Source organism: Edwardsiella anguillarum ET080813 (assembly GCF_000264765.2).
In the GTDB taxonomy this organism is placed as follows: domain Bacteria; phylum Pseudomonadota; class Gammaproteobacteria; order Enterobacterales; family Enterobacteriaceae; genus Edwardsiella; species Edwardsiella anguillarum.
The window spans coordinates 595,798-617,903 of record NZ_CP006664.1 but is presented as its reverse complement, the minus strand read 5'-3'; the positions used below and the strand labels follow the sequence as shown (position 1 = coordinate 617,903).

Annotated in this window: 19 protein-coding genes and 1 pseudogene; 12 read left to right on the top strand and 8 right to left on the bottom strand. The window is 63.3% G+C overall.

All coding sequences use genetic code 11. From position 1 onward, the window contains the following. Window positions 1-12: 12 nt before the first annotated feature. The 4 genes from galT to modE all read right to left on the bottom strand — a co-directional run bounded on the left by galT (window position 13) and on the right by modE (window position 4,035). On the bottom strand, window positions 13-1,056 hold the full coding sequence (gene galT, locus ETEE_RS02825; protein ID WP_034164228.1) for a galactose-1-phosphate uridylyltransferase: 1,044 nt from the start codon (window positions 1,054-1,056) through the stop codon (window positions 13-15). An 11-nt stretch (window positions 1,057-1,067) separates the two neighbouring features. Then, on the bottom strand, window positions 1,068-2,084 hold the full coding sequence (gene galE, locus ETEE_RS02820) for a UDP-glucose 4-epimerase GalE (RefSeq protein WP_034164229.1): 1,017 nt from the start codon (window positions 2,082-2,084) through the stop codon (window positions 1,068-1,070). Between the two features lie 222 nt (window positions 2,085-2,306). Continuing rightward, on the bottom strand, window positions 2,307-3,116 hold the full coding sequence (locus ETEE_RS02815; RefSeq protein WP_034164230.1) for a CPBP family intramembrane glutamic endopeptidase: 810 nt from the start codon (window positions 3,114-3,116) through the stop codon (window positions 2,307-2,309). 127 nt (window positions 3,117-3,243) lie between these two features. Further along, window positions 3,244-4,035 carry a molybdenum-dependent transcriptional regulator gene (modE, locus tag ETEE_RS02810; protein WP_034164231.1) on the bottom strand — a complete coding sequence of 264 codons (792 nt, stop codon included), beginning with the start codon at window positions 4,033-4,035 and terminating at the stop codon, window positions 3,244-3,246. 206 nt (window positions 4,036-4,241) lie between these two features. On the opposite strand from modE, the gene ETEE_RS19710 reads away from it, so the two are divergent. From ETEE_RS19710 to modC, 5 genes are all read left to right on the top strand, one after another. After that, a complete protein-coding gene (locus ETEE_RS19710; RefSeq protein WP_012849388.1) occupies window positions 4,242-4,385 on the top strand; it encodes an AcrZ family multidrug efflux pump-associated protein in 144 nt (47 codons plus the stop codon). A 123-nt stretch (window positions 4,386-4,508) separates the two neighbouring features. Beyond that, window positions 4,509-5,285 carry a YdcF family protein gene (locus tag ETEE_RS02800; RefSeq protein WP_034164232.1) on the top strand — a complete coding sequence of 259 codons (777 nt, stop codon included), beginning with the start codon at window positions 4,509-4,511 and terminating at the stop codon, window positions 5,283-5,285. A 146-nt stretch (window positions 5,286-5,431) separates the two neighbouring features. Next, the gene (gene modA, locus ETEE_RS02795) at window positions 5,432-6,199 is read left to right on the top strand and encodes a molybdate ABC transporter substrate-binding protein (RefSeq protein ID WP_095666541.1); all 768 of its coding nucleotides are present in this window, start codon (window positions 5,432-5,434) and stop codon (window positions 6,197-6,199) included. A 9-nt stretch (window positions 6,200-6,208) separates the two neighbouring features. Then, complete coding sequence (gene modB, locus ETEE_RS02790) at window positions 6,209-6,901, top strand: molybdate ABC transporter permease subunit (protein ID WP_015872100.1); 693 nt, start codon at window positions 6,209-6,211, stop codon at window positions 6,899-6,901. A gap of 1 nt (window position 6,902) precedes the next feature. Beyond that, entirely contained in the window at window positions 6,903-7,961 is a 1,059-nt protein-coding gene (modC, locus tag ETEE_RS02785; protein WP_038631204.1) for a molybdenum ABC transporter ATP-binding protein ModC, read from the top strand. A gap of 48 nt (window positions 7,962-8,009) precedes the next feature. On the opposite strand, the gene ETEE_RS02780 is transcribed toward modC, so the two are convergent. Further along, complete coding sequence (locus ETEE_RS02780) at window positions 8,010-8,831, bottom strand: pyridoxal phosphatase (protein ID WP_034164235.1); 822 nt, start codon at window positions 8,829-8,831, stop codon at window positions 8,010-8,012. Window positions 8,832-9,038: 207 nt separating this feature from the next. Next, window positions 9,039-10,235, bottom strand: coding sequence for an ROK family transcriptional regulator (locus tag ETEE_RS02775; RefSeq protein ID WP_034164236.1), 1,197 nt, complete (start codon window positions 10,233-10,235; stop codon window positions 9,039-9,041). Between the two features lie 114 nt (window positions 10,236-10,349). On the opposite strand from ETEE_RS02775, the gene ETEE_RS02770 reads away from it, so the two are divergent. The 3 genes from ETEE_RS02770 to ETEE_RS02760 all read left to right on the top strand — a co-directional run bounded on the left by ETEE_RS02770 (window position 10,350) and on the right by ETEE_RS02760 (window position 15,990). Next, window positions 10,350-13,625: a DUF5107 domain-containing protein gene (locus ETEE_RS02770; protein ID WP_034164237.1), complete on the top strand. Its 3,276-nt coding sequence runs from the start codon at window positions 10,350-10,352 to the stop codon at window positions 13,623-13,625. A 77-nt stretch (window positions 13,626-13,702) separates the two neighbouring features. Beyond that, window positions 13,703-15,142 carry a sugar porter family MFS transporter gene (locus ETEE_RS02765; protein ID WP_034164238.1) on the top strand — a complete coding sequence of 480 codons (1,440 nt, stop codon included), beginning with the start codon at window positions 13,703-13,705 and terminating at the stop codon, window positions 15,140-15,142. Next, a complete protein-coding gene (locus tag ETEE_RS02760) occupies window positions 15,142-15,990 on the top strand; it encodes an aldose 1-epimerase (protein ID WP_034164239.1) in 849 nt (282 codons plus the stop codon). The genes ETEE_RS02765 and ETEE_RS02760 overlap by 1 nt, the downstream gene beginning before the upstream one ends. A 132-nt stretch (window positions 15,991-16,122) precedes the next feature. On the opposite strand, the pseudogene ETEE_RS02755 reads toward ETEE_RS02760, so the two are convergent. Further along, a pseudogene (locus ETEE_RS02755) lies at window positions 16,123-16,398 on the bottom strand (gamma-glutamyltransferase); the annotation flags it as partial. Between the two features lie 82 nt (window positions 16,399-16,480). Next, window positions 16,481-17,770: an adenosylmethionine--8-amino-7-oxononanoate transaminase gene (bioA, locus tag ETEE_RS02750; protein WP_034164241.1), complete on the bottom strand. Its 1,290-nt coding sequence runs from the start codon at window positions 17,768-17,770 to the stop codon at window positions 16,481-16,483. A 210-nt stretch (window positions 17,771-17,980) separates the two neighbouring features. Between bioA and bioB the strand changes: the two genes are divergently transcribed. Genes bioB through bioD form a run of 4 tightly spaced genes read left to right on the top strand, consistent with a single transcriptional unit; the run spans window position 17,981 to window position 21,605 of the window. Further along, window positions 17,981-19,018: a biotin synthase BioB gene (bioB, locus tag ETEE_RS02745; protein ID WP_225865205.1), complete on the top strand. Its 1,038-nt coding sequence runs from the start codon at window positions 17,981-17,983 to the stop codon at window positions 19,016-19,018. A 2-nt stretch (window positions 19,019-19,020) separates the two neighbouring features. Beyond that, window positions 19,021-20,172, top strand: a complete 1,152-nt coding sequence (bioF, locus tag ETEE_RS02740) for an 8-amino-7-oxononanoate synthase (RefSeq protein WP_034164242.1) — start codon at window positions 19,021-19,023, stop codon at window positions 20,170-20,172. Next, entirely contained in the window at window positions 20,156-20,923 is a 768-nt protein-coding gene (bioC, locus tag ETEE_RS02735) for a malonyl-ACP O-methyltransferase BioC (RefSeq protein WP_034164243.1), read from the top strand. The genes bioF and bioC overlap by 17 nt, the downstream gene beginning before the upstream one ends. Further along, complete coding sequence (gene bioD / locus ETEE_RS02730; protein ID WP_034164244.1) at window positions 20,916-21,605, top strand: dethiobiotin synthase; 690 nt, start codon at window positions 20,916-20,918, stop codon at window positions 21,603-21,605. Before bioC ends, bioD begins: the two co-directional genes overlap by 8 nt. Window positions 21,606-22,106: the final 501 nt, after the last annotated feature.

Sequence of the window (22,106 nt, the reverse complement as noted above, 5' to 3'; positions counted from 1 at the left end):
CTCCTCTCGGGGTCAGGCTTGGCTAAAGTGGACGTCGCTGACGGCGCGCAGGCGTTCGGCCGCCTGCTCCGGCGTCAGATCGCGCTGGGTTTCTGCCAGCATTTCATATCCCACCATAAACTTGCGCACCGTGGCGGAGCGCAGCAGGGGGGGGTAAAAGTGGGCGTGTAGCTGCCAGTGTTCGGCCTCATCCTGGCCAAAGGGGGCGCCGTGCCACCCCATGGAGTAGGGGAACGCGCAGTGGAACAGGTTGTCGTAGCGGCTGGTCAGCTTTTTCAGCGCCAGCGCCAGATCGCCGCGCTGCGCCGCATCGATATCGGGCAGACGCAGCAGGTGCTGCTTAGGCAGCAGCAGGGTTTCGAACGGCCAGGCGGCCCAGTAGGGCACCACCGCCAGCCAGTGGCGGGTTTCCACCACGGTGCGGCTACCGTCATCCCGCTCGCGCTGCAGATAGTCGAGCAGCAGCGGACGGCGATGGCGGACAAAGTAGTCGCGCTGCAGCCGATCTTCGCGCGCCGCCTCGTTGGGCAGGAAGCTGTTGGCCCAGATCTGGCCGTGCGGGTGGGGATTCGAGCAGCCCATGGCCGCGCCTTTATTCTCAAAGACCTGCACCCAGGGATAGCGGCTGCCCAGCTCGGCGCTCTGCTGCTGCCAGGTTTCGATCACCGCCTCCAGCGCCGGCAGCGTCAGCTGCGGCAGGGTCTTGCTGTGGTCGGGTGAGAAGCAGATCACCCGGCTGGTACCGCGTGCGCTGGCGCTGCGCATCAGGACGTCATCGCTGTGCGGTGCATCGGGGGTGTCGGGCATCAGGGCGGCAAAGTCGTTGGTAAACACATGGGTCGCGCGGTAGTCCGGGTTGCGATCGCCGGTCACGCGCAGATTGCCCGGGCACAGGTAGCAGTCGGGATCGTGCGCCGGCAGGGCCGCCGCCGCCGGCGTCTCCTGGGCTCCCTGCCAGGGGCGCTTGGCGCGGTGCGGTGACACCAGCACCCACTGATCGCTGAGGGGGTTGTAGCGGCGGTGCGGATGATCCGCCGGATTAAAGGGAATGCTCATCGCCACGCTCCTTACTGTGGGTAACCGGTGGGGTTCTGTGACTGCCAGCGCCAGGTGTCCTCGGCCATCTCCTGCAGCGTGTGGCTGACCCGCCAGTTCAGCTCGCGCTCGGCCTTGGCGGCGTCGGCCCAGTAGGCGGGCAGATCGCCCTCCCGGCGTGGGGCAAAGCGGTAGGGCAGCGCCTTACCGCAGGCGTGGCTGAAGGCGTCCACCACCTGCAGAACGCTGTAGCCGACGCCGGCGCCGAGGTTGTAGATGTGCACGCCGGGACGCTGGGTCTTGGCCTGCAGCGCCGCCAGATGGCCGTCGGCCAGATCCATCACGTGAATGTAATCGCGTACGCCGGTGCCGTCGGGCGTCGGGTAGTCGTTGCCGAAAATGGCTAGGGCGTCGCGGCGGCCGATGGCCACCTGGGAGATATAGGGCATCAGGTTATTGGGGATCCCCTGCGGATCCTCGCCCATTAGGCCTGAGGGGTGGGCGCCGACTGGATTGAAGTAGCGCAGCAGGGTGACGCTCCACTGCGGCGCCGCGCGCTGCAGATCCTGCAGGATTTGCTCCACCATCAGCTTGCTGCGGCCATAGGGGCTGGCGGGCATGCCGGTGGGCATGGTTTCGATATAGGGGACCTGGGGCTGTTCGCCGTAGACGGTGGCGGAGGAGCTGAAGATGATGTTATGCACGCCGGCATCGCCCATGGCCTCCAGCAGGATCAGCGTACCGCCGACGTTATTGTCGTAGTAGGCCAGCGGCTGCTGCACCGATTCGCCGACGGCCTTCAGGCCGGCAAAGTGGATCACGGCGTCGATGGCCTGTTCGGTAAAGATGCGCTTGAGCAGCGCCCGATCGCGAACATCCCCCTGATACAGCCGCGGGCGTGCGCCGGTCAGGGTGGCGATGCGATCCAGCACGCTAGCCTTGCTGTTGCTCAGATTATCGAGGATGACCGGCGTGTGGCCCGCCTGCAGCAGCTGGACGCAGGTATGGCTGCCAATGTAACCGCTTCCCCCGGTGACTAATACAATCATGTTGGACTCCCAGTGCGATGCTAGTGGCAGAAAGGTAGCATGCATGAGGGCTTGAAAAGGTGATCTGTGCGGTAAAAATGGAATCGTTTACACTAAGGCGATAAACGCCGCTCTCCAATGAAAATGGCGTGATGGCAGCATTGGAGACAGCGCGCAGGCTATGAAGGAATTCGGTTTGTGGTATCGCTTACATAGCCGCGCCGGCGCCTCGCTCTCGATGGCTTAGGGCCGATAGAGCGGGTAGGTAAAGAACAGCAGGTGCAGCATATTCAGGGCGAAGTGGAACAGGGTGGCCACCCACAGACGCCCGCTCCATTGCCAGGCCAGGCCGTAAATGATCCCGGCGAGCGTGGCGAAGATGACCAGCAGCAGGCCGCCGCTCAGGTGGCTTAGCCCAAACAGAACGGCGCTTATCGGCAGCGCAATCCATGGCCCCAGCCAGACGCCCAGGCGCTGTTGCAGGTAGCCGCGAAACAGCGCCTCTTCCGCCAGGGAGACAAACAGCAGGTTGATAATGGCGAAGAGCGGTGTCCAGGCGGGCCAGTGTGGTTCAATGCGCAGGCCGCCCAGCGCTACGGCCAGCAGCAGCAGGGCCGGTACGCTGAGCAGCAGGACGCCCCAGCGCCACGGCGCAACGGGGGGCACGCCGGGACGGCGCAGCAGCGTGGGGTAGAGCGCCAGCAGCAGCAGCGGCACCAGCGACTTATCCAGGTTGGCATACAGGGTAAACGGGGCGCTGTGTGGCCCGGCGCTCACCCGATCCAGTAACAGCGGGTTGTGAAAGCCGGGAAAAGCGTGTGTGTAGAGGGCGATAATGCCAAGGAGAAGCGCGATCTCACTGATGCCACGCCAGCGCGGAGACAGACGCTGGCGCAGCGATAGCAGCAGCGCCATGAGCGCCAGCATGGCGATGGCCGGCAGCGTGATGAACCCCTGCTGCGCAAGGAGCAGGACAGCGCATCCGGCCAGCAGAAAGGCGACGCGCGGCGCCAGCGCCAGCAGCGCCGGCGGCAGTAACATGATCCACCACATAATACTCCCTCAGGTATTGTTAATAATTGTCGTCATTTGTTTTTTATCATGTTAACACGGCGGGGTAAACCGCCGTTAAATGCCGGGTCGGGCTGACCGGGAGAGGGGCGCCGGGGGACGCGGCGCGTTACGCGAGGGTGGCGATAATGACCCGATCGGCGTTAAACAGGGCGTTGACCGGCATGCCGACGCTCAGGTGCAGCTGGCTCATGGTGCGGTTATCGACGGTGGCGCACAGGGTTTCTCCGCCGGGCAGCGCGATCAGCACCTCGCTGTTGTCGCTGCCGGCCTGAATATGGCTGACCAGGCCGCTCAGCGCATTGTCGGCGGCGCCGCACAGGGCGTTGTCGGTGCACAGGCGGATCCAGGGCGCCTTGATCAGCACCAGCACCTCTTTACCCGGACGCAGCGCCAGACGACGGGCGCTCTGGGCGGTTACGGCGGCGCGCAGACGGGTCTTACCGTCCGCCAGTTGCACCAGCAGATGCTGCTGGACCGACTCCTCGCCGCGCTCGATGACGGTGCCGAAAAACTGGTTGCGGGCGCTGGTCTGCAGGGAAAAGCGAGCGATCGCCGCCAGCAGGCTGTCGAGGGGCAGATCGTCGGTTTTCAGCACGTCGAAGGCCTTCTGCTGGATTTGCCCCAGCAGATCGTACAGCGCAATCAGGCGCTCGCCGTAGCGGGTCAGCCGGGCGCCGCCGCCCCCTTTACCGCCGGTGGCGCGTTCGACGATCTCATCGTCCGCCAGCTGGTTCATTTCGTTGATGGCATCCCAGGCGCTTTTATAGCTGATCCCGGCCAGCTTGGCGCCCTGACTGATGGAGCCGGTATGGCGCACCTGCTTGAGCAGCTCGATGCGGCGCGGATCGGCAAACAGGCGATCCTGTAGTTTAAGGGTGAGTAAAATATCGGCTTGCATGGCGGCTCCTCGCATTGACGCTCCCTCTATTGTGGCCGATCCGGCGCCCGTCAGGCAAACCGCGCGTATCGCACGGATTGAACAATGCCAAACGCCATCGGCTAGGTTACACTATGGAGCAGGATACTGCCTTTTTGGCGCCGCTTGCGGCGAAGTCAACGGTAGGGTTAGCGCACTGCGCATATCAACGGAGAGTTAAGTCAGCCATGTTTGAACTGCTGAAGAGTCTGGTTGTCGCCGCCATCATGGTACCCGTGGTGATGGCGATTATTATGGGGCTAATCTGGGGGATGGGGGAGCTGTGTAACCTGATCTCCGCCTGGGGCCACCCGGAAGAGAAAGAGTCCTGATCCCCGCAGCGCGACGTACCCATGTGGGGTGCCTATCGCGCCGCTGTGTTTCCGACATCGCCCGGCAAAGCCGGGCGATGTGCTGTCTGGCGCTGCCACTTTCCATCCGCCGCGGAGGCTGCCGTGTTTTCCGATGATCAACTGCATGATATCAACCTGATCGCCCGTTTTTTGGCCTGCGATGCGTTCGCCGGGGCGCGGCCCGCCGTCGGCAGCGCCGATCTGTTGGTGCTGTTGGGTAACGCCCTGCTGCCGACCGCCTGGCGCAGCTTTGACGCCGTACGCGCCGGCGTGGCGCCGCGGCTGCTGATCGCCGGCGGGATTGGCCACTCCACGCCGCTGCTGTACCAGGCGCTGGCCGATGAGCCGGCGGCTGGCGGACTGGCGACGGCGGGGCAGGCCGAAGCCCCGCTGCTGGCGGCGTTGGCCCTCCGTCAGGGGCGGCTGGCACCGTCGCAGATCTGGCTGGAGAGCGCGTCGACCAACTGCGGGGAGAACGCGCGCTTTGCCCGCGCGCTGCTACAGGAGAAGGGGGCGACGCCGTCGCGTCTGCTGCTGGTGCAGGATCCCCTGATGCAGCGCCGCACGCTGGCAACCTTTCAGCGGGTTTGGCAGGACTGTCCCGCGGTGCAGTTTACCAGCTGGCCGACCTTTGTGCCCCGCCTGGAGCGCGGTGCCGGCGGGGTGACGATCGCGGGGGCCCCCGGCGCCCTGTGGTCGCTGGATCGCTTTATGTCGCTGCTGCTGGGGGAGATCCCGCGCCTGCGCGACGATGCGCGAGGCTACGGGCCGCGCGGGCGCGACTTTATCGCCCACGTTGCCATTCCCGACGCGGTGGAGGCGGCCTTTACGCGGGTGGCGGCGTCGCTGGGCGAGCGCTATGGCTTTCGTCCGGCCTGAGTGCGCCGCCGGGCGATGCCCCGGCGCCGTGCGGGCGCCTAAATGCTAACGGCGTCATATTTAGCGCTTTTTTCAGTGTCCTTGCCTGCGCTTACGCCATATAATCGATTATACAACGATATAACCGAATGAAGCGGGGAGATGTGATGAAAGCGTGGAATAGATTACTGGCGGGGGCCGTACTGGCCGTCGGCGTCTGCCAGGGCGCCCAGGCCGAAGACAAGGTGACGGTCTTTGCCGCCGCCTCCCTGACCAATGCGCTGCAGGAGATTGCGGCGCAGTACCAGCAGGGCAAGCAGGTGAGCATCGTCACCTCGTTCGCCTCTTCCTCGACGCTGGCGCGCCAGATCGATCAGGGGGCGCCAGCCGATCTGTTCATCTCCGCCGATCAGAAGTGGATGAACTACGCCATCGATAAACACGCCGTGGTGGCCGATACTCGCTATACCCTGCTGGGGAATCAGCTGGTGCTGGTGGCGCCGGCTGACAGTAAGCTGGGTCAAATGACCATTAATGCGCAGACTCACTGGAAAAAACTGCTGGACGGCGGCCGTCTGGCGGTGGGCGATCCGGACCACGTGCCGGCGGGGATCTATGCCAAGGAGTCGCTGCAGGCGCTGGGGGCCTGGGAGACGCTGTCGCCGCTGATGGCGCGGGCCAACGACGTGCGTGCGGCGCTGGCGCTGGTTGAGCGCGGCGAGGCGCCGCTGGGGATCGTATACGGCTCCGACGCCGTGGCCAGCAAAAAGGTGAAGGTGGTTGGGGTCTTCCCGGCGGACAGTCATAAGCCGGTGGAGTACCCGATGGCGATCGTCAAGGGGAAACAGAGCCCGGCGGTCGACGCCTTCTACGATTATCTGAAGGGGCCACAGGCGGCCACTGTCTTTACCCGCTACGGTTTTACCCCGCGTTAATCCGTGAGTATGTTTCTCAGTCCCTACGAATGGGAGGCCGTGGTGCTCAGCCTGCAGGTAGCGGGCACCGCGGTGATCTTCAGTCTGCCGCTGGGCATTGCGACCGCCTGGGTGCTGGTGCGCTACCGGTTTCCCGGTAAGTCGCTGCTGGACAGCGTGATCCACCTGCCGCTGGTGCTGCCGCCGGTGGTCATCGGCTACCTGCTGCTGCTGGCGATGGGGCGCAAGGGGGTCATCGGCGCCTGGCTGTACAGCTGGTTCGGCTTCAGCTTCAGCTTCAGCTGGCACGGCGCCGCGCTGGCGTCGGCGGTGGTGGCGTTTCCGTTGATGGTGCGCGCCATTCGTCTGGCGCTGGCCTCGGTGGATCGGCGCCTGGAGCAGGCGGCGCGCACGCTGGGCGCCAGTCCGCTGCGGGTCTTTTTTACCATCACGCTGCCCCTGTCGTTTCCCGGCATTCTGGCCGGGACGGTGCTGGCCTTCGCCCGCTCGCTGGGCGAATTTGGCGCCACCATCACCTTCGTATCCAACATTCCCGGCGAGACGCGCACCATCCCGCTGGCGATGTATACCCTGATCGAGACGCCGGGCGCCGAATCCGAGGCGGCCCGGCTGTGCGCGATCGCCATCGCGCTGTCGCTGCTGTCGCTGATGCTCTCCGAGTGGCTGGCGCGCTGGAGTCAGAAACGGCTGGGAGGTGGCTGAGATGCTGCATATTGATCTTCGCCAGCGCCTGGGCGATCTGGATCTGCGGGTCGATGCCGATCTGCCGGGCGAGGGGATCACCGCCATCTTCGGCCTGTCCGGAGCGGGCAAGACCTCGCTGATTAACGCCATCGGCGGACTGACGCGTCCGCAGCAGGGGCGCATTGTGCTCAACGGACGCACGCTGGTGGACTGCGAGCGCGGGATCTGTCTGCCGCCGGAGCAACGGCGCATCGGCTATGTGTTCCAAGATGCGCGCCTGTTTCCCCACTACCGGGTGCGCGGCAACCTGACCTATGGCATGGCGGCGCAGATGCGCGGACAGTTTGACGATATCGTCGGCCTGTTGGGCATCGACGCGCTGCTGGATCGCTTTCCGCGCACCCTCTCCGGCGGCGAGATGCAGCGGGTGGCCATCGGCCGCGCCCTGTTAACCGCACCGGAGCTGCTGCTGATGGATGAGCCGCTGGCCTCCCTGGATCTGCCGCGTAAGCGTGAGCTGCTGCCCTATCTGGAGCGTCTGGCGCGCGATGTGCGCACGCCCATTCTGTACGTCAGCCACAGCATGGAGGAGATCCTGCGTTTGGCGCAGCACGTGCTGCTGCTGGATCGCGGGCAGATGCGCGCCTTTGGCCGCCTGGAGGAGGTGTGGGCCAGCAGCGCCCTGCGTCCCTGGCTGCAAAAGGCGGAGCCGAGCAGCGTGCTCAACGTGCGTCTCGATCGCCACCATCCGCACTACGCGATGAGCGCCCTGGCGCTGGGCGCACAGTGTCTGTGGGTGAGCCGTCAGGCAGGTGAGCCGGGGGATCGGCTGCGGCTGAGCATCAACGCGGCGGACGTCTCGCTGGTGCGGGAGGTGCCGCGCGCCAGCAGCATCCGCAATATTCTGGCGGTCAGCGTGGTCGAGCTGCTGGAGGTGGAGGGGCAGGTGGACGTTAAGCTGGCGCTGGAGGGGGAGACCCTGTGGGCGCGGATCACCCCCTGGGCGCGTGACGATCTGGGGCTGGCGCCGGGCCAGCGCCTGTACGCCCAGATTAAGAGCGTGTCCATCAACCAATAGGCCCGCCGGCGGCGTCACGGCGGGTGCCGTGACGCGATCCCCCGCTGATTACGACAGCACGCGACGGCGTAGGAAGTCGGCGATGGCCGACGTCTCATTGCTGCCGATGATCTCCGCGGCGCGCGCCTTAACGGCGTCGGCGCTGTTGCCCATGGCCACGCCGAGGCCGGCAGACTCCAGCATACTGATATCATTAAAGTTATCGCCAAAGGCGACCACCTGGTCCATCGCGATGCCGCGCGCGGCGGCGTACTCGGCCAGGCGGCGCCCCTTGCTGTTTCCCGCCTGCGCCACATCCACCTGATCGTGCCATGACCATTCGCAGGCCAGCCCCAGATCGCGCTTGATGCCGGCGGCAAAGTCGCGCAGGCGCTCGGTGTCCTCGTCTGAGGTCGCGAACTTCCAGATAGCGTCGACCTGCTCGGCGGCAGCGTGCAGGCTATCGACCTGCTGCAGCACCGGGCGCTGATCCGCCGGCAGGGACTCTGCCCAGGCGTGAGAGCGCAGTACGTGGCCGGTCGGCCGCTGATAGAGCATCGCGTTATCCACATACATCAGTCCATGGATCTGCTGCTGCTCCAGGCGCGCCAGCACCGCCCGCGCCTGCTCGGGGCGCAGCGGATCGGCGGCCAGTACGCGCCGGGCGGGGTAGTCATACAGGTAGGTGCCATTGCAGCAGATGGCCGGGGTATCCAGCTGCAGGGCCTGATAAAACGGATGGATGGCGACGTGGTGACGGCCGGTGACGATCATCACCTCCAGCCCGGCGGCGCGCGCCTCGGCCAGCGCAGCCAGAGATTCCGGCAGGATCTGTTTACGCGCGTTGAGCAGGGTGCCGTCCAGATCGAGGGCAATCAAGCGATAGTGCATTGGCGATACCTTAAATCAATGGATTCTGCGCCAAATGTTACACCGGATGGCCACAGGGGGACAGCGCCGGGATCTGTCACGTTCACGGTTGCTCAGTAGGCTGCGCTGGCATTGCCGGTTCGTCAGGCGGCCTGTCGATAAAAAACAGTCAGCTCGGATTTTCAGCGGTTAACGCGACAGAACCTTTTCATGCGGCAGAGTCCCCTATTACACCTCATCGTTAAGCTGTGACTCGACGTACTGATAACCGATACCCAGGATTTGCTGCGCGCGGCTCAGTTTGCCAAAGCCGATGTGTGTTGCTTTGCTACCCGGACTGTCTTCCTGATCGAAGGGGTTAAAGCCCGTTTGCCGGATGATGGTATGAAGCCAGTGTTCGCCGAACGAACAACTGCGTCCATACAACCAGATCTGGTTAATATTCAGAATATTAAGGAAGTTATACAGGCTGAGTCCGACGGCGTTGGCAGCATTTTCTACCCACGCCTGAATTCGCACGTCGCCGCCACGCCAGGCCTTGAGCAGTGCACTTGTGGTCAGCGCATCCGGGTTGAGGGCTGGGTTGGGCTGCGTTTTCAGCCATACGCGCGCCTGCTTTTTCAACGCGCTAAGCGAGGCGACCGTCTCCAGACAACCGTAGCGGCCGCAGTCGCAGGCGTTGCCGTCCGGGTCGACGATGGTATGACCAATCTGGCCGCTGCCGTAAAGGCTCCCGCGCCACACCTGGTCGTGAATGACGAACGACGAACCAATCCCGTAATCGACGTTGATAACGCAAAAATCCCGTAGCCCGGCCGGATTTTGCCACTTCTCCGCCAGTGCCAGCATCACGCAGTCGTTATCCAGACGAACCTGAACGCCGAGACGCTCCTCCAGCAGATACTTCATTTCCACCGGTGTTTTCCAGCGTCCCTGCGGCATGGTTTGTGAAACGCCGGTGACCGGATCCACCTGGCCGTGAACCCCGAGCGCGAGGTTGATGCGCTGCTCCGGATAACGCTGGCGGTAGTGACGCCAGTGCTGGGCGATATGATCCAAAAGCACCTGCGGCGATTCGGCATTAAATGACTGGCGGCCAGGCTCTCCTACCGGCAGCAGGCGCGCATCAGCGAGCTGGCTCTCAATGCTGGTGGGCGTGATGTTCATACACAGGGTCCACGGACCGGTGAGTGGGATCTGGAAGCTGCCACTGTTGAGGCCGCGAGCGCTGAGATTTTCCGCCGAGTGGCTGATGCGCCCCTCGTCCATCAGCTCCTGCAGAATGTTGCTCACCGCCGGAATAGATAGCCCGGTAAGCTGCGCCAGCTGTGACTTGCTGAGCTGTTTTTCCCGCCACAGATGGGTCAGGAAAATCGCTTTGTTTACCTGTCGCACACGGGTGTTATTTAAACCAGGTCGCAACATACACTTAACTTCCTTAACTGTAATGCGTGAGTATCGCCTGTTTCATGCGCAATATTGCCCACTACACTCGCCGTATCATTTCAGTTCACTTTACTTCATTTAGTGGAGAGCAGCATGTACGGTTCAGTAAAAGTGTGGCAGGAGACGCTTTCACTCCCCACGTGGACGACCGGGGCAGAAGATACCAACCCGATGTTTCTGGAAAAACGCGTTTATCAGGGGTCTTCCGGCGCGGTCTATCCCTACGGCGTTATCGATACGCTGACCGGCCAGCGCGAAATGCGCGAATACCGGGCCGTATGGATAGAGAACGATTTTATTCGCGTTATGCTGTTGCCGGAGCTTGGCGGACGCATTCATCGCGCCTTCGATAAGGTGCAGCAGCGCGATTTTGTCTATTACAACGAAGTCGTGAAACCGGCGCTGGTCGGCCTTCTGGGGCCGTGGATCTCCGGCGGTATCGAATTCAACTGGCCGCAGCACCACCGTCCGACCACCTTTATGCCGGTCGATTTCACCATTCAAAGTCGTGAAGGCGGCGCGCAGACGGTGTGGATGGGCGAGGCTGAACCGATGCGCGGCCTGCAGGTGATGACCGGTTTCACGCTCTACCCGGATAAAGCGCTGATTGAAATCACCGGCAAAGTGTTCAACGGTAACGCCACGCCGCGCCACTTCCTGTGGTGGGCGAACCCGGCGGTGAAGGGGGGCGACGACCATCAGAGCGTGTTTCCACCGGACGTTACCGCGGTTTTTGACCACGGCAAGCGCGACGTCTCGGCGTTTCCGATAGCGACCGGCACCTACTATAAAGTGGACTATTCGGCCGGGGTGGATATCTCCCGCTACAAAAACGTCCCGGTACCGACGTCCTATATGGCAGAGAAATCCGACTACGACTTCGTTGGTGCTTATCACCACGGCGAGCGCGGCGGCCTGTTGCACGTTGCTGATCACCACATTTCTCCGGGTAAAAAACAGTGGTCATGGGGCTATGGCGACTTCGGTCAGGCGTGGGATCGCAATCTGACCGATGAGAACGGCCCGTACATTGAGCTGATGACCGGCGTTTTCACCGATAATCAGCCAGACTTCACCTGGCTTGCCCCGTATGAAGAGAAAGTCTTTGTGCAAAACTTCCTGCCCTACAGTGAGCTTGGTACGGTGCAGAACGCCAGTACCACGCTGGCGCTCAAACTTGAGCGTGAGGGAGGGCAACGCCATCTCGGGGTTTACGCCATTGCGCCGCTGAATGACGTGGTGGTTGAGCTTAGTGCAGGAGATTCGTTGCTGTGGGAAACGACGCTGTCGCTTAAGCCGGGAGAAAGCTGGCAGGAAACCCTTGATGACCGCTGGCCGCAGCGGCTGATGCTCAGCGTTCGCGCGGCAAACGGCGACACGTTGCTTGACTATCAGGAGCATATTGCAGAAGAGACACCGCTGCCGGATCCCGCCAGCGCCCCGGAGATGCCCGAGAACATCAGTAACCCTGATGAGCTCTATTTCATTGGCCAGCATCTGGAGCAGTACAACCATGCCAGTCGCTTTGCCGCTGACTACTATCGTCGGGCGCTGGCGTTAGACCCGCAGGATTATCGCAGTAACGTGGCGCTCGGAACCCTGGCGCTGAACAGCGCCGACTGGCTGCTGGCGGAACAGTGCGCACGGGCAGCGCTGGCACGGGCCCATCGTCTGAATAAAAACCCGCGCGATGGCGAGGCCAGTATGCTGCTGGCGGCGGCACTGGAGCGCCAGGGCGATGATGCGGCGGCTCGCGAGCACTATTTCAAGGCCAGCTGGAGCGGAAATTGCCGCGATGCGGCCTGGTGGTCGCTGGCGCGTCTTGCGGCGAAGGGGAACCACTGGCAGGAGGCGCTGGCGCATGTCGAGCAGAGCCTGCAGTTTAACGGCAGCAACACGCTGGCGATGGGGCTGAAGGCACTGGCTCTGGCGCAGCAGCAGGGCAAGGACTCCGCGCTGGCGTATATCGCCGGTGCGCTTGAGCAATATCCTCTGAACTACACGCTCTATTACGCTCGCTGGGCCATTAGCGGCGAAGCATCGGCGCTGGCGACGCTGCGTAACGTTACCGGGCAGCGCGGAGCTAACGCCTGTCTACTGGCGGGCTGGCTGAGTTCTCTCGGTCAGTACGCTGCCTCTCTCGAAATGCTTGCCGCGCTCGAAAGCCCGGAAACATTACCGCTTCTGTGGCAGGCGTCGTTGACGGACGAGGCCTACGCGCGCCAGCAGCTCATCGCTCAGGCGGAAGCCCGCCACGGTAGCCGAGTGCGTTTCCCTAACTCGCTTGATGAGGTGCAGATGCTGCAGGCGCTGGACGATGTACCTTTCGCCCGCTATCTGCTCGGCTGTTTCTGGTACAGCAAACGACGCTATGACGCAGCAGTGGCCTGTTGGCGGGCAACGCTTGGGCAGCGCCCGGACTTCGCACCCGCTCATCGTCTGATCGGCATTTACGCCTGGAACAAACAGCAGGATGCTCGCCAGGCGCAGGCGGCGATGCAGCGCGCGGTAGCGCTTGAGCCGGATAACGCCCGCTTCCTGTTTGAACTCGATTTCCTTAACAAACAGCTCGCTGAGCCGATGGAAACGCGTCTGGCTCGTCTGGAAAGCAAGCCGGCGGTGGTGTTCGGGCGCGACGATCTGACCGCCGAGCTGCTGAGTCTGTGGAACGGCAGCGGCAACTATGCGGCGGCGGCACAGGTGTTGCTGGAGCGCAAATTCCACCCCTGGGAAGGGGGAGAGGGAAAGGTGACGGGTCAGTATCTGCTGAACCAGCAGCACCGGGCGCTGGAAGCGATAGCGGTCGGAGAGTGGGGCACGGCGCAGTCGCTGCTGACCGCGGCGCTGCATTACCCGCATAACCTGGGGGAAGGGCGTCTACCGGGGCAAACCGACAACGACGTCTGGTATCTGCTCGGCTATTGCGCTCTGCAGGTTGGAGAACAGGATCTTGCGCAGCATTACTTCCGCCAGGCGTCTCTGGGTGACGGAAGCCTTGACGCCGGTCGCTATTACAACGACCAGCCGGCGGATTATCTCTTCTGGCAGGGAATGGCGCTGCGGGCGTTGGGCCATCATGCGCAGTCCGAACGTCTGTTCCGTGGCTTTGGCGAATGGGTGAGTGCGCATCAGGATGCCATTCCAGATGCTGACTTCTTCGCGGTCTCTCTGCCGGATCTGGTGGTGCTGGATACGCCGCCTTCTCATCATCACCGTCAGCACTGCCTGTTTATCGAGGCGCTTGGCTACCTTGGCGAAGGAGACATCACCGCCTGTGAGGACGTCATGACGCGCCTGTTAGCGATTAACCCGGCTCATGACAAAGTGCATCTGCTTCGCCATGCGCTGATCTGCGGAATTTTCGCATAGCACATCACGTGGGCGAGGCCGGCTCTTGCCCACCCTCCTCTGTACCTGCGTTTCCCTATAAAATAAGAGGAACACTCATGAACAATGCGCAGACACAACTCAATATGGGCTACATCTGGACGATTTGTCTGGTCGCCGCCTGCGGTGGATTACTGTTTGGTTACGACTGGGTCGTGATTGGTGGGGCAAAACCGTTTTATGAGGCCTGGTTTTCGATTACCGACCCGGCGCAGTCAGGTTGGGCGATGAGCTCGGCGCTTGGCGGATGCGTGTTTGGCGCGCTGATTTCCGGCTGGTGCGCGGATAAACTGGGGCGCCGCCTGCCGCTTATTTTCTCTGCCATTTTGTTCAGTGCCTCGGCGCTTGGCACCGCTCTTGCTAGCAATTTCGACATGTTCATTATCTACCGCATCGTCGGTGGCGTCGGGATCGGTCTGGCCTCGGCCCTTAGCCCGTTGTACATCGCGGAAGTCAGCCCGGCGGAAAAACGGGGACGTTTTGTCGCCGTTAACCAGTTAACCATCGTGATCGGTGTGCTGGCGGCGCAGCTGGTTAACCTGATGATTGCCGACCCGGTGCCGGGTGGCGCAACACAGCAGGTGCTGGTGGAAACCTGGAACGGCCAGGTGGGTTGGCGCTGGATGTTCGGTGCTGAGCTGGTTCCGGCGCTGGCGTTCCTGGTGTTGATGTTTTTTGTTCCGGAATCACCGCGCTGGCTGATGAAGGCCGGGAAACCAGAGCGTGCCAGAGCCATGCTGGAACGTATTGGCTCAAAAGCCTATGCCGCGCAGACGTTGCAGGAGATAGGACAGACGCTGCAGCAGGATAATCACAGGGTCGCGTATTCCACGCTGCTACAGCCGCAGATTAAGCCGATAGTCATCATCGGTATGGTGCTGGCGGTGTTCCAGCAGTGGTGCGGGATCAACGTTATTTTCAACTATGCGCAGGAGATTTTCGCCTCTGCCGGGTTCGACATTAACGGCACGCTTAAATCGATTGTGGCAACCGGGATCATCAATCTGGTCTTTACCATTGCCGCGCTGCCGCTGGTGGATAAAATCGGCCGCCGTAAGCTGATGCTGCTGGGGGCGTCCGGTCTTACCCTTATTTATGTGCTGATAGCGGGCGCATACGCGATGGGCGTGATGGGTTGGCCGGTGCTGGTTCTTGTACTGGCGGCGATCGCCATTTACGCCCTGACGCTGGCGCCGGTAACCTGGGTGCTGCTGTCAGAGATTTTCCCGACTCGGGTGCGTGGCCTGGCGATGTCGCTCGGTACGCTGGCGCTGTGGGTTGCCTGTTTCCTGCTGACCTACAGTTTCCCGCTGCTGAATGCGAGTCTTGGGGCGGCCGGGAGCTTCCTGCTGTACGGCGTAATCTGCGCGATGGGGTATCTGTACATCCTACGTCATGTGCCTGAGACCAAAGGCGTCACCCTGGAGGCGCTGGAGGCCCGCCTGGCACAGCCGCATCAGACACCAACCTCTGGCGTGAACCGGGAATCGCTACGCTGATGAGCGAGGTCATTACACTGGAAAACGCATATCTGCAGATGCGCGTTGATCCACAGGGGGGCAGGGTACTGAGCCTGTTCTCCCGTACCTTCCAGCGCCCGGTATTGTACGAGGCCGCCGAACCGGGCGCGCTGTTCCCCATGCTGCCGTTGGCAAACCGGGTGGCTGGGAACCGTTTCTGGCTACAGGGGCGGGAGGTGACCTTGCCGCAAAGCCCGGCTGACGCACAGTTTTTCCTGCATGGTGATGGTTGGTTAAAACGTTGGCAGGTGGCGGCCCAGAGCGCAGGTGGCTGTGAGCTGCGGCTTGAAAGCCGGCACGACTGTGGCTTTGATTACCAGGCTCGGCTTCGCTATACGCTGACTGAAAACGCGTTGCAGGCCGAACTGCACCTCACGCACCGGGGGGAACGCCCAATGCTCTATGGGCTGGGTTTTCATCCGTGGTTTCCGTTTTCGCCGGGCACCCGGGCGCAGTTCAGCGCCAGCGGCTACTGGCCGGAAGGGGATACACATCTTCCGCGCGAATGGCAGCCGGTACTGCCGCCTGCGGCCGATTTCAGCCAGCCACAGGCGGGTTGCGATGAATGGCTTAACGTCTGCTATTCCGGCTGGAGCGGTCAGGCCCGCCTGCTGGATGATGTGATGTGTATCATGCTTTTCGCACAAACTCCGTGGCTGATGCTGTTCAGAATATCGGGTCAACCGTTCCTGTGCCTTGAGCCACAGACTCACCCGGTTAACGCCCACCGTCAGCCGGGCCAGCCGGGTTTGCTGATGCTGCAAAAGGGGGAATCGGCCCGCTTTGCGATGACGATAATGGTCACGTCGGCAGCAGAATCGCGTTAATCCCGCGTAAGGGCTCTGTCGCATTAATGGTAGCGCAGTAGGCAGCGCTGGTATTGCTGGTTCGTTAGGCGGCCAGTCGATAAAAAACAGTCAGTCCAGATTTTCAGCGGGCATGTCGTCTTAACCCGACAGAGCACCGAGATACATGTCGGCGCGGGCCGCGGCGGGGGCCCGTTCGCGAAAGTTAATCAAGGTGTTTTTGCCATCGGCCAGATGGAGCGTCATAAAGCGGCCGCCGCCAATATTGCCACAGCAGGGATTGACCACGGCCAGCGCATACCCCATCGCGACGGCGGCATCAACGGCGTTGCCCCCGGCTTGCAGAATCTGTAACCCCACCGCGGAGGCCAACCGCTGTTCACTGACCACCGCACCCAATTGGGTCATCGTCACAGTCTCCGTGTACAGGGGGGCTGGGGTGCCCGCCGCCGGGCGCTCTGTCCGCTCAGGTGGGTTAACATTGTCCAGGGAGGATGCGGGTGCAATAAATTTAGGTTAAAAAATGGGCATCGCGCGTCAGCGCCGCACGAATTGTCTCCGTTAGCCGTGAGAGCTGCGCCGCCGCGATCGGGTAGGGCGGCATCAGGTAGATCAGGTGGCCGAAGGGACGGATCCACACCCCCTGCTCGACAAAGAAGGCCTGCAGGGCGGCCATATTGACCGGCTGATGGGTCTCCAGCACCCCGATGGCGCCGAGCACTCGCGCCTGGCGTACGCGGGGGTGCGCATTGAGCGGCAGTAGCTCCGTACGCAGCTGAGACTCGATGGCGGCGACCTGACCGCGCCAGTGCCCCTGCTCGATAAGCTCCAGGCTGGCCACCGCCGCGGCGCAGGCCAGCGGGTTGCCCATAAAAGTCGGGCCGTGCATAAAGCAGCCCGCTTCGCCGTTGCTGATGGTGTCGGCCACGCTGCGGGTGGTCAGGGCGGCGGAGAGCGTCATGTAGCCGCCGGTCAGCGCCTTGCCCAGGCACAGAATATCCGGGGTCACCTCGGCGTGGTCGCAGGCAAACAGCGCCCCGCTGCGGCCAAAGCCGGTGGCGATCTCATCGGCGATCAGCAGCACGCCGTGGCGGCTGCAGGCCTGCCGCACCCGCTGCAGATAGCGTGGATGATAGAAACGCATGCCGCCGGCGCCCTGTACGATGGGCTCTAGGATCACGGCGGCAATCTCGCGGTGATGGGCCGCCAGCAGGCGGGCGAAGGGGACAAAGTCAGCCTCATCCCAGTCGTCGTCAAAGGCGCACTGCGGCGCCGGGGCAAACAGATGCTGCGGCAGGCAGCCGCGGTACAGGCTGTGCATGGAGGTATCCGGATCGCATACCGACATGGCGCCAAAGGTATCGCCGTGGTAGCCCTGACGCAGGGTGAGGAAGCGCTGGCGCGGTTCGCCGCGCGCCTGCCAGTACTGCAGCGCCATCTTCAGCGCCACCTCGACGGCAACGGAGCCGGAATCGGCCAGAAATACGCACTCCAGCGCCTGGGGGGTCATCGCCACCAGCTTTTGGCACAGGGCGATCGCCGCGGGATGGGTGACGCCGCCGAACATGACGTGGGCCATCTGCGCCAGCTGACGCGTGATGGCCTGATTCAGATGGGGATGGTTATAGCCATGAATGGCGGCCCACCAGGAGGACATGCCGTCCACCAGACGCCGGCCATCTGCCAGCTGTAGCTCGCAGCCGGACGCCGCCGTTACCGGGTACACCGGCAGAGGCTGGCTCATCGAAGTATAGGGGTGCCAGATATGGCGGCGGTCAAAGTCGAGGTCGCTGGCGTTCATGGCGCTCGTTAGGTAAACCCTGATGTGTTTTTAGAGTTGACAGTGTAGCGCCTTAACGCCGCCGCGTCATGCTCTATGCCGATCTGGCGCGGTTTATTGAACCTGTATTGTAAACCATTAATAATATAACTTGGTTGACATGGTGTTTCTCCGTTCTACACTGAGCCCACTTTTACCGATTTGATGAAGGGAGAGGCCACCGTGGCAGAGATACCGCATTCCGGGCGCTGGACGCAGGCGCAGGCGCAGGCGCTGTTTGAGCAACCGCTGCTGGAGCTGATGTTTCAGGCGCAGCAGGTTCACCGCCAACACTTCGATCCGCGTCAGGTGCAGGTGAGCACCCTGCTGTCGATTAAGACCGGCGCCTGCCCAGAGGACTGTAAATACTGTCCGCAGAGCGCCCGCTATAAAACGGGGCTAGCGGCGGAGCGGCTGATGGAGGTGGAGCAGGTGCTGGACTCCGCGCGCCGGGCGCGCGACGCCGGCTCCACCCGTTTCTGCATGGGAGCGGCGTGGAAAAATCCCCACGAACGCGACATGCCCTACCTGGAGCAGATGGTGCGCGGGGTCAAGGCGCTGGGCATGGAGACCTGCATGACCCTGGGGGCGCTGAACGCCGATCAGGCCCAGCGTCTGGCGCAGGCGGGGCTGGACTACTACAACCACAATCTGGACACCTCACCGGAGTATTACGCCAATATCATCACCACCCGTCGCTATCAGGATCGCCTGGATACCCTGGCGCGGGTGCGTGAGGCGGGGATCAAGGTCTGCTCCGGCGGGATTGTCGGGCTGGGGGAGGCGGTACGCGATCGGGCGGCCCTGCTGGTGGAGCTGGCTAATCTGCCGACGCCGCCGGAAAGCGTGCCGATCAACATGCTGGTGAAGGTGGCGGGCACGCCGCTGGCGGAAAACCCGGACGTCGATCCCTTCGACTTTATCCGTACCATCGCGGCGGCGCGCATCATGATGCCCACGGCCTATGTCCGCCTCTCCGCCGGGCGCGAGCAGATGAGCGAGCAGACCCAGGCGATGTGCTTTATGGCCGGGGCCAACTCCCTCTTTTACGGCTGCCGCCTGCTGACGACGCCGAACCCCGCAGAGGATCGCGATCTGCAGCTGTTCCGCAAGCTGGGGTTGAATCCCCGGCAAACGCAGGTGGCCTATGGCGATAACCAGCAGCAGCAGCAGCTGGCGGAGCAGGTGCTGCACGCGGATGGCGACCTTTTTTATAACGCGGCGCGCTGACGATGGGCTGGTCTGAGCGGTTTAGTCAGGCGCTGGCGGCGCGCCGCGCCGCCGATGCCTATCGTCGCCGAACGGTGCGCGAGGCGCCCGGCGGACGAGAGATCGTCGTTGAGGGACGGCGCTATATTAATTTTTCATCCAATGATTACCTGGGGCTCAGCCAGCATCCGGCGCCGATCGCCGCCTGGCAGCAGGGGCTGGCGCGCTACGGCAGCGGCTCCGGCGGCTCGGCGCACGTGACCGGGCAAACCACGGCCCACGCGGCGCTGGAGCATGCGCTGGCGGAGTGGCTCGGCTACCCGCGCGCGCTGCTGTTTATCTCCGGCTTCGCCGCCAATCAGGCGCTGATCCTGGCGCTGATGCAGCGTCAGGATCGGGTGCTGGCGGATCGGCTGAGCCACGCCTCGCTGATGGAGGCGGCGATGCTGGCGCCGTCGTCGCTGCGCCGCTTTCCGCATAATCAGCCCGACGCGCTGGCGGCCCTGCTGGCGGCCCCCTGCGAGGGGGAGACGCTGGTGGTGACCGAGGGGGTCTTCAGCATGGACGGCGACAGCGCGCCGCTGAGCGCACTGCGGGCGCAGTGCGATCGCCACGGCGCCTGGCTGATGGTCGACGACGCCCACGGCATCGGGGTCTGCGGGCGTGAGGGGCGCGGCAGCTGCGATGCACAGGGGGTGCGCCCCGATCTGCTGCTCGTCACCTTTGGCAAGGCCTTTGGCATCGGCGGTGCAGCGCTGCTGTGCGACGAGGCGACGGCGGAATACCTACTGCAGTTTGCCCGCCATCTGATCTACAGCACCAGCATGCCGCCGGCGCAGGCCTGCGCGCTGCAGGCCGCGCTGCAGGTGGTGCGCGCCGCCGATGCGCCGCGGGCGCGGCTGGCGCAGCATGTGGCGCGGCTGCGCCGGGCGCTGGCGGGCGGCGAGCTGCGCCTGGCGGCGTCCGACAGCGCCATTCAGCCGCTGATCGTTGGGGATAATCAGGCGGCGCTGACGCTGGCGCAGCGCCTGCGCCAGCGCGGCCTGTGGGTCTGCGCCATGCGTCCGCCCACCGTGCCGCCGGGCAGCGCGCGCCTGCGCATTACTCTGAGCGCGGCGCATCAGCCGCAGGATCTCGACCGGCTACTGGAGGCGCTGCATGATGTTGCTCCGTGACGCCGTCAATAAGCCCGCCGTGGCCGATGCCTTTAGCCGCGCCGCACCCAGCTATGACGATGCGGCCGCGTTTCAGCGCCTGAGCGGCGAGCGGCTGCTGGCGCGCCTGCCCGTCGACGGCGGGCGGGATGCCTTGGACGTGGGCTGCGGCACCGGCTATTTCAGCCGTCGCCTGACGGCGCTGGCGTATCGGGTGACGGCGTTGGATCTGGCGCCGGGGATGCTGGCGCAGGCGCGGCGCCGGCAGAGTGCGCAGCACTACCTGCTGGCGGATATGGAGCGCCTGCCGCTGGCGGCGGCGTCGATGGATCTCTGCTTCTGCAACCTGGCTATCCAGTGGTGCGCCTCGCTGCCGCAGGCGCTGGCCGAGCTAATGCGGGTGACCCGCCCCGGCGGGCGGGTGCTGTTCGCCACCCTGGCCGATGGATCGCTGGGCGAGCTGGATCGCGCCTGGCGGCAGGTCGACGGGCGTCGGCACGTGAACCGCTTCCTCTCCGCCGCGCAGATCGCCGCCGCCTGTGCGCCCTATCGCTACCGTCTGACGCCGAGCCTGGAGCGCTGTCATTTTCCCGATGTCCTGGCGCTGATGCGCTCTCTGAAGGGGATTGGCGCGACCCATCTTCACGACGGACGGCAGGCGGGGCTGAGCGGGCGACAGAGCCTGGCCCGTCTGGCGCAGGCCTATCCGCGCGACGCGCAGGGCGTGACGCTGAGTTATCAATTGGTCATCGGAGAGCTGAGCCGTGAATAGCGATGTACAGAGCTGGTTTGTGACCGGCACCGATACCGACGTGGGAAAAACCGTGGTCAGCGCCGCGCTGCTGCAGGCGGCGGCGCGCCGCGGGCTGCGCTGCGCGGGCTATAAACCGGTGGCTTCCGGCAGTACGCCGTGCGAGGGACGACTGTATAACGGCGATGCGCTGGCGCTGCAGGCAGCCTCCAGCCTGCCCCTGCGCTATGAGCAGGTGAATCCTTATGCCTTCGCCGAGCCGACCTCGCCGCACATTGTCAGCGCCGAGCAGGGGATCCCCATCGATCCGCGACGCCTCAGCGCCGGGCTGCACGACCTGCAGCGTCAGGCGCAGTGGGTGGTGGTGGAGGGGGCCGGCGGCTGGTTCACCCCCCTGAGCCTGGCGTATAGCTTCGATCGCTGGGTGGCCGCGGAGCGGCTGCCGGTGATCCTGGTGGTGGGGGTTAAGCTGGGCTGCATTAACCATGCCCTGCTGAGCGCGCGCGCCATCGCCGGCGCCGGTGTGAGGCTGGCGGGCTGGGTGGCTAATCAGGTACAGCCGCCGGGAGCGCGCCACGCGGAATACCTGACGGCGCTCCATGCGCTGCTGCCGGCACCCTGTCTGGGCGAGATCCCCTTTCGCCCCGGCGAGGAGAGCCGCGCCCGGGCGGCCTATCTGGATCTGGCCTGCCTCCTCCCGTGACGGCGTCGGCGGATTTATCCCATCCAATTATCATAATTACAGATTGTTTTTCAAATTAAGATTTGAAAAATAGTTTAATAATGTGGCTGCGACGGCGCGGGAAAAAAATTTTGCCCCAGCGGCGGTGCCGCTGCCGAGCGGGGTGCGGCAACTTATCCACTATTCCTGTGGATAACCTTGTGCATTAGGTTTAGAAAACTGGGGGGAAGCCAGAGCCAGCGCGGTTTTCCCTTAACCCGCTCGGATTATCGTCCTTATGTTAATTTATTTAATTATCAATGAATTAATTAAAATCAAGGCGTGTCTAGATTTTGCCGTGCCGCGGGGAGCCCCCCTTGACAAGCGCATCGTTGACAGGATGACCCTGCGGGGGATGAAATGGGGATAAATGTCACTCTGCAGTGAAAATTGTGAAATGGATGTGAACGTGGCGGGCGTCGCCCGTGTGCGGGTATTTTAAGCTGGGTAAATATCCAGTAATATAGCCGGTTCACACAATAA

Excerpts from the sequence above, each read along its gene's own strand:
- modB (WP_015872100.1), top strand. The coding sequence starts at position 6,209 with ATGTTTCTCAGTCCCTACGAATGGGAGGCCGTGGTGCTCAGCCTGCAG.
- ETEE_RS19710 (WP_012849388.1), top strand. The coding sequence starts at position 4,242 with ATGTTTGAACTGCTGAAGAGTCTGGTTGTCGCCGCCATCATGGTACCC.
- modE (WP_034164231.1), bottom strand. The coding sequence starts at position 4,035 with ATGCAAGCCGATATTTTACTCACCCTTAAACTACAGGATCGCCTGTTT.
- bioF (WP_034164242.1), top strand. The coding sequence starts at position 19,021 with ATGGGCTGGTCTGAGCGGTTTAGTCAGGCGCTGGCGGCGCGCCGCGCC.
- ETEE_RS02780 (WP_034164235.1), bottom strand. The coding sequence starts at position 8,831 with ATGCACTATCGCTTGATTGCCCTCGATCTGGACGGCACCCTGCTCAAC.
- ETEE_RS02775 (WP_034164236.1), bottom strand. The coding sequence starts at position 10,235 with ATGTTGCGACCTGGTTTAAATAACACCCGTGTGCGACAGGTAAACAAA.
- bioC (WP_034164243.1), top strand. The coding sequence starts at position 20,156 with ATGATGTTGCTCCGTGACGCCGTCAATAAGCCCGCCGTGGCCGATGCC.
- ETEE_RS02760 (WP_034164239.1), top strand. The coding sequence starts at position 15,142 with ATGAGCGAGGTCATTACACTGGAAAACGCATATCTGCAGATGCGCGTT.
- galT (WP_034164228.1), bottom strand. The coding sequence starts at position 1,056 with ATGAGCATTCCCTTTAATCCGGCGGATCATCCGCACCGCCGCTACAAC.
- ETEE_RS02770 (WP_034164237.1), top strand. The coding sequence starts at position 10,350 with ATGTACGGTTCAGTAAAAGTGTGGCAGGAGACGCTTTCACTCCCCACG.
- modC (WP_038631204.1), top strand. The coding sequence starts at position 6,903 with ATGCTGCATATTGATCTTCGCCAGCGCCTGGGCGATCTGGATCTGCGG.
- ETEE_RS02765 (WP_034164238.1), top strand. The coding sequence starts at position 13,703 with ATGAACAATGCGCAGACACAACTCAATATGGGCTACATCTGGACGATT.
- ETEE_RS02815 (WP_034164230.1), bottom strand. The coding sequence starts at position 3,116 with ATGTGGTGGATCATGTTACTGCCGCCGGCGCTGCTGGCGCTGGCGCCG.
- bioA (WP_034164241.1), bottom strand. The coding sequence starts at position 17,770 with ATGAACGCCAGCGACCTCGACTTTGACCGCCGCCATATCTGGCACCCC.
- galE (WP_034164229.1), bottom strand. The coding sequence starts at position 2,084 with ATGATTGTATTAGTCACCGGGGGAAGCGGTTACATTGGCAGCCATACC.
- modA (WP_095666541.1), top strand. The coding sequence starts at position 5,432 with ATGAAAGCGTGGAATAGATTACTGGCGGGGGCCGTACTGGCCGTCGGC.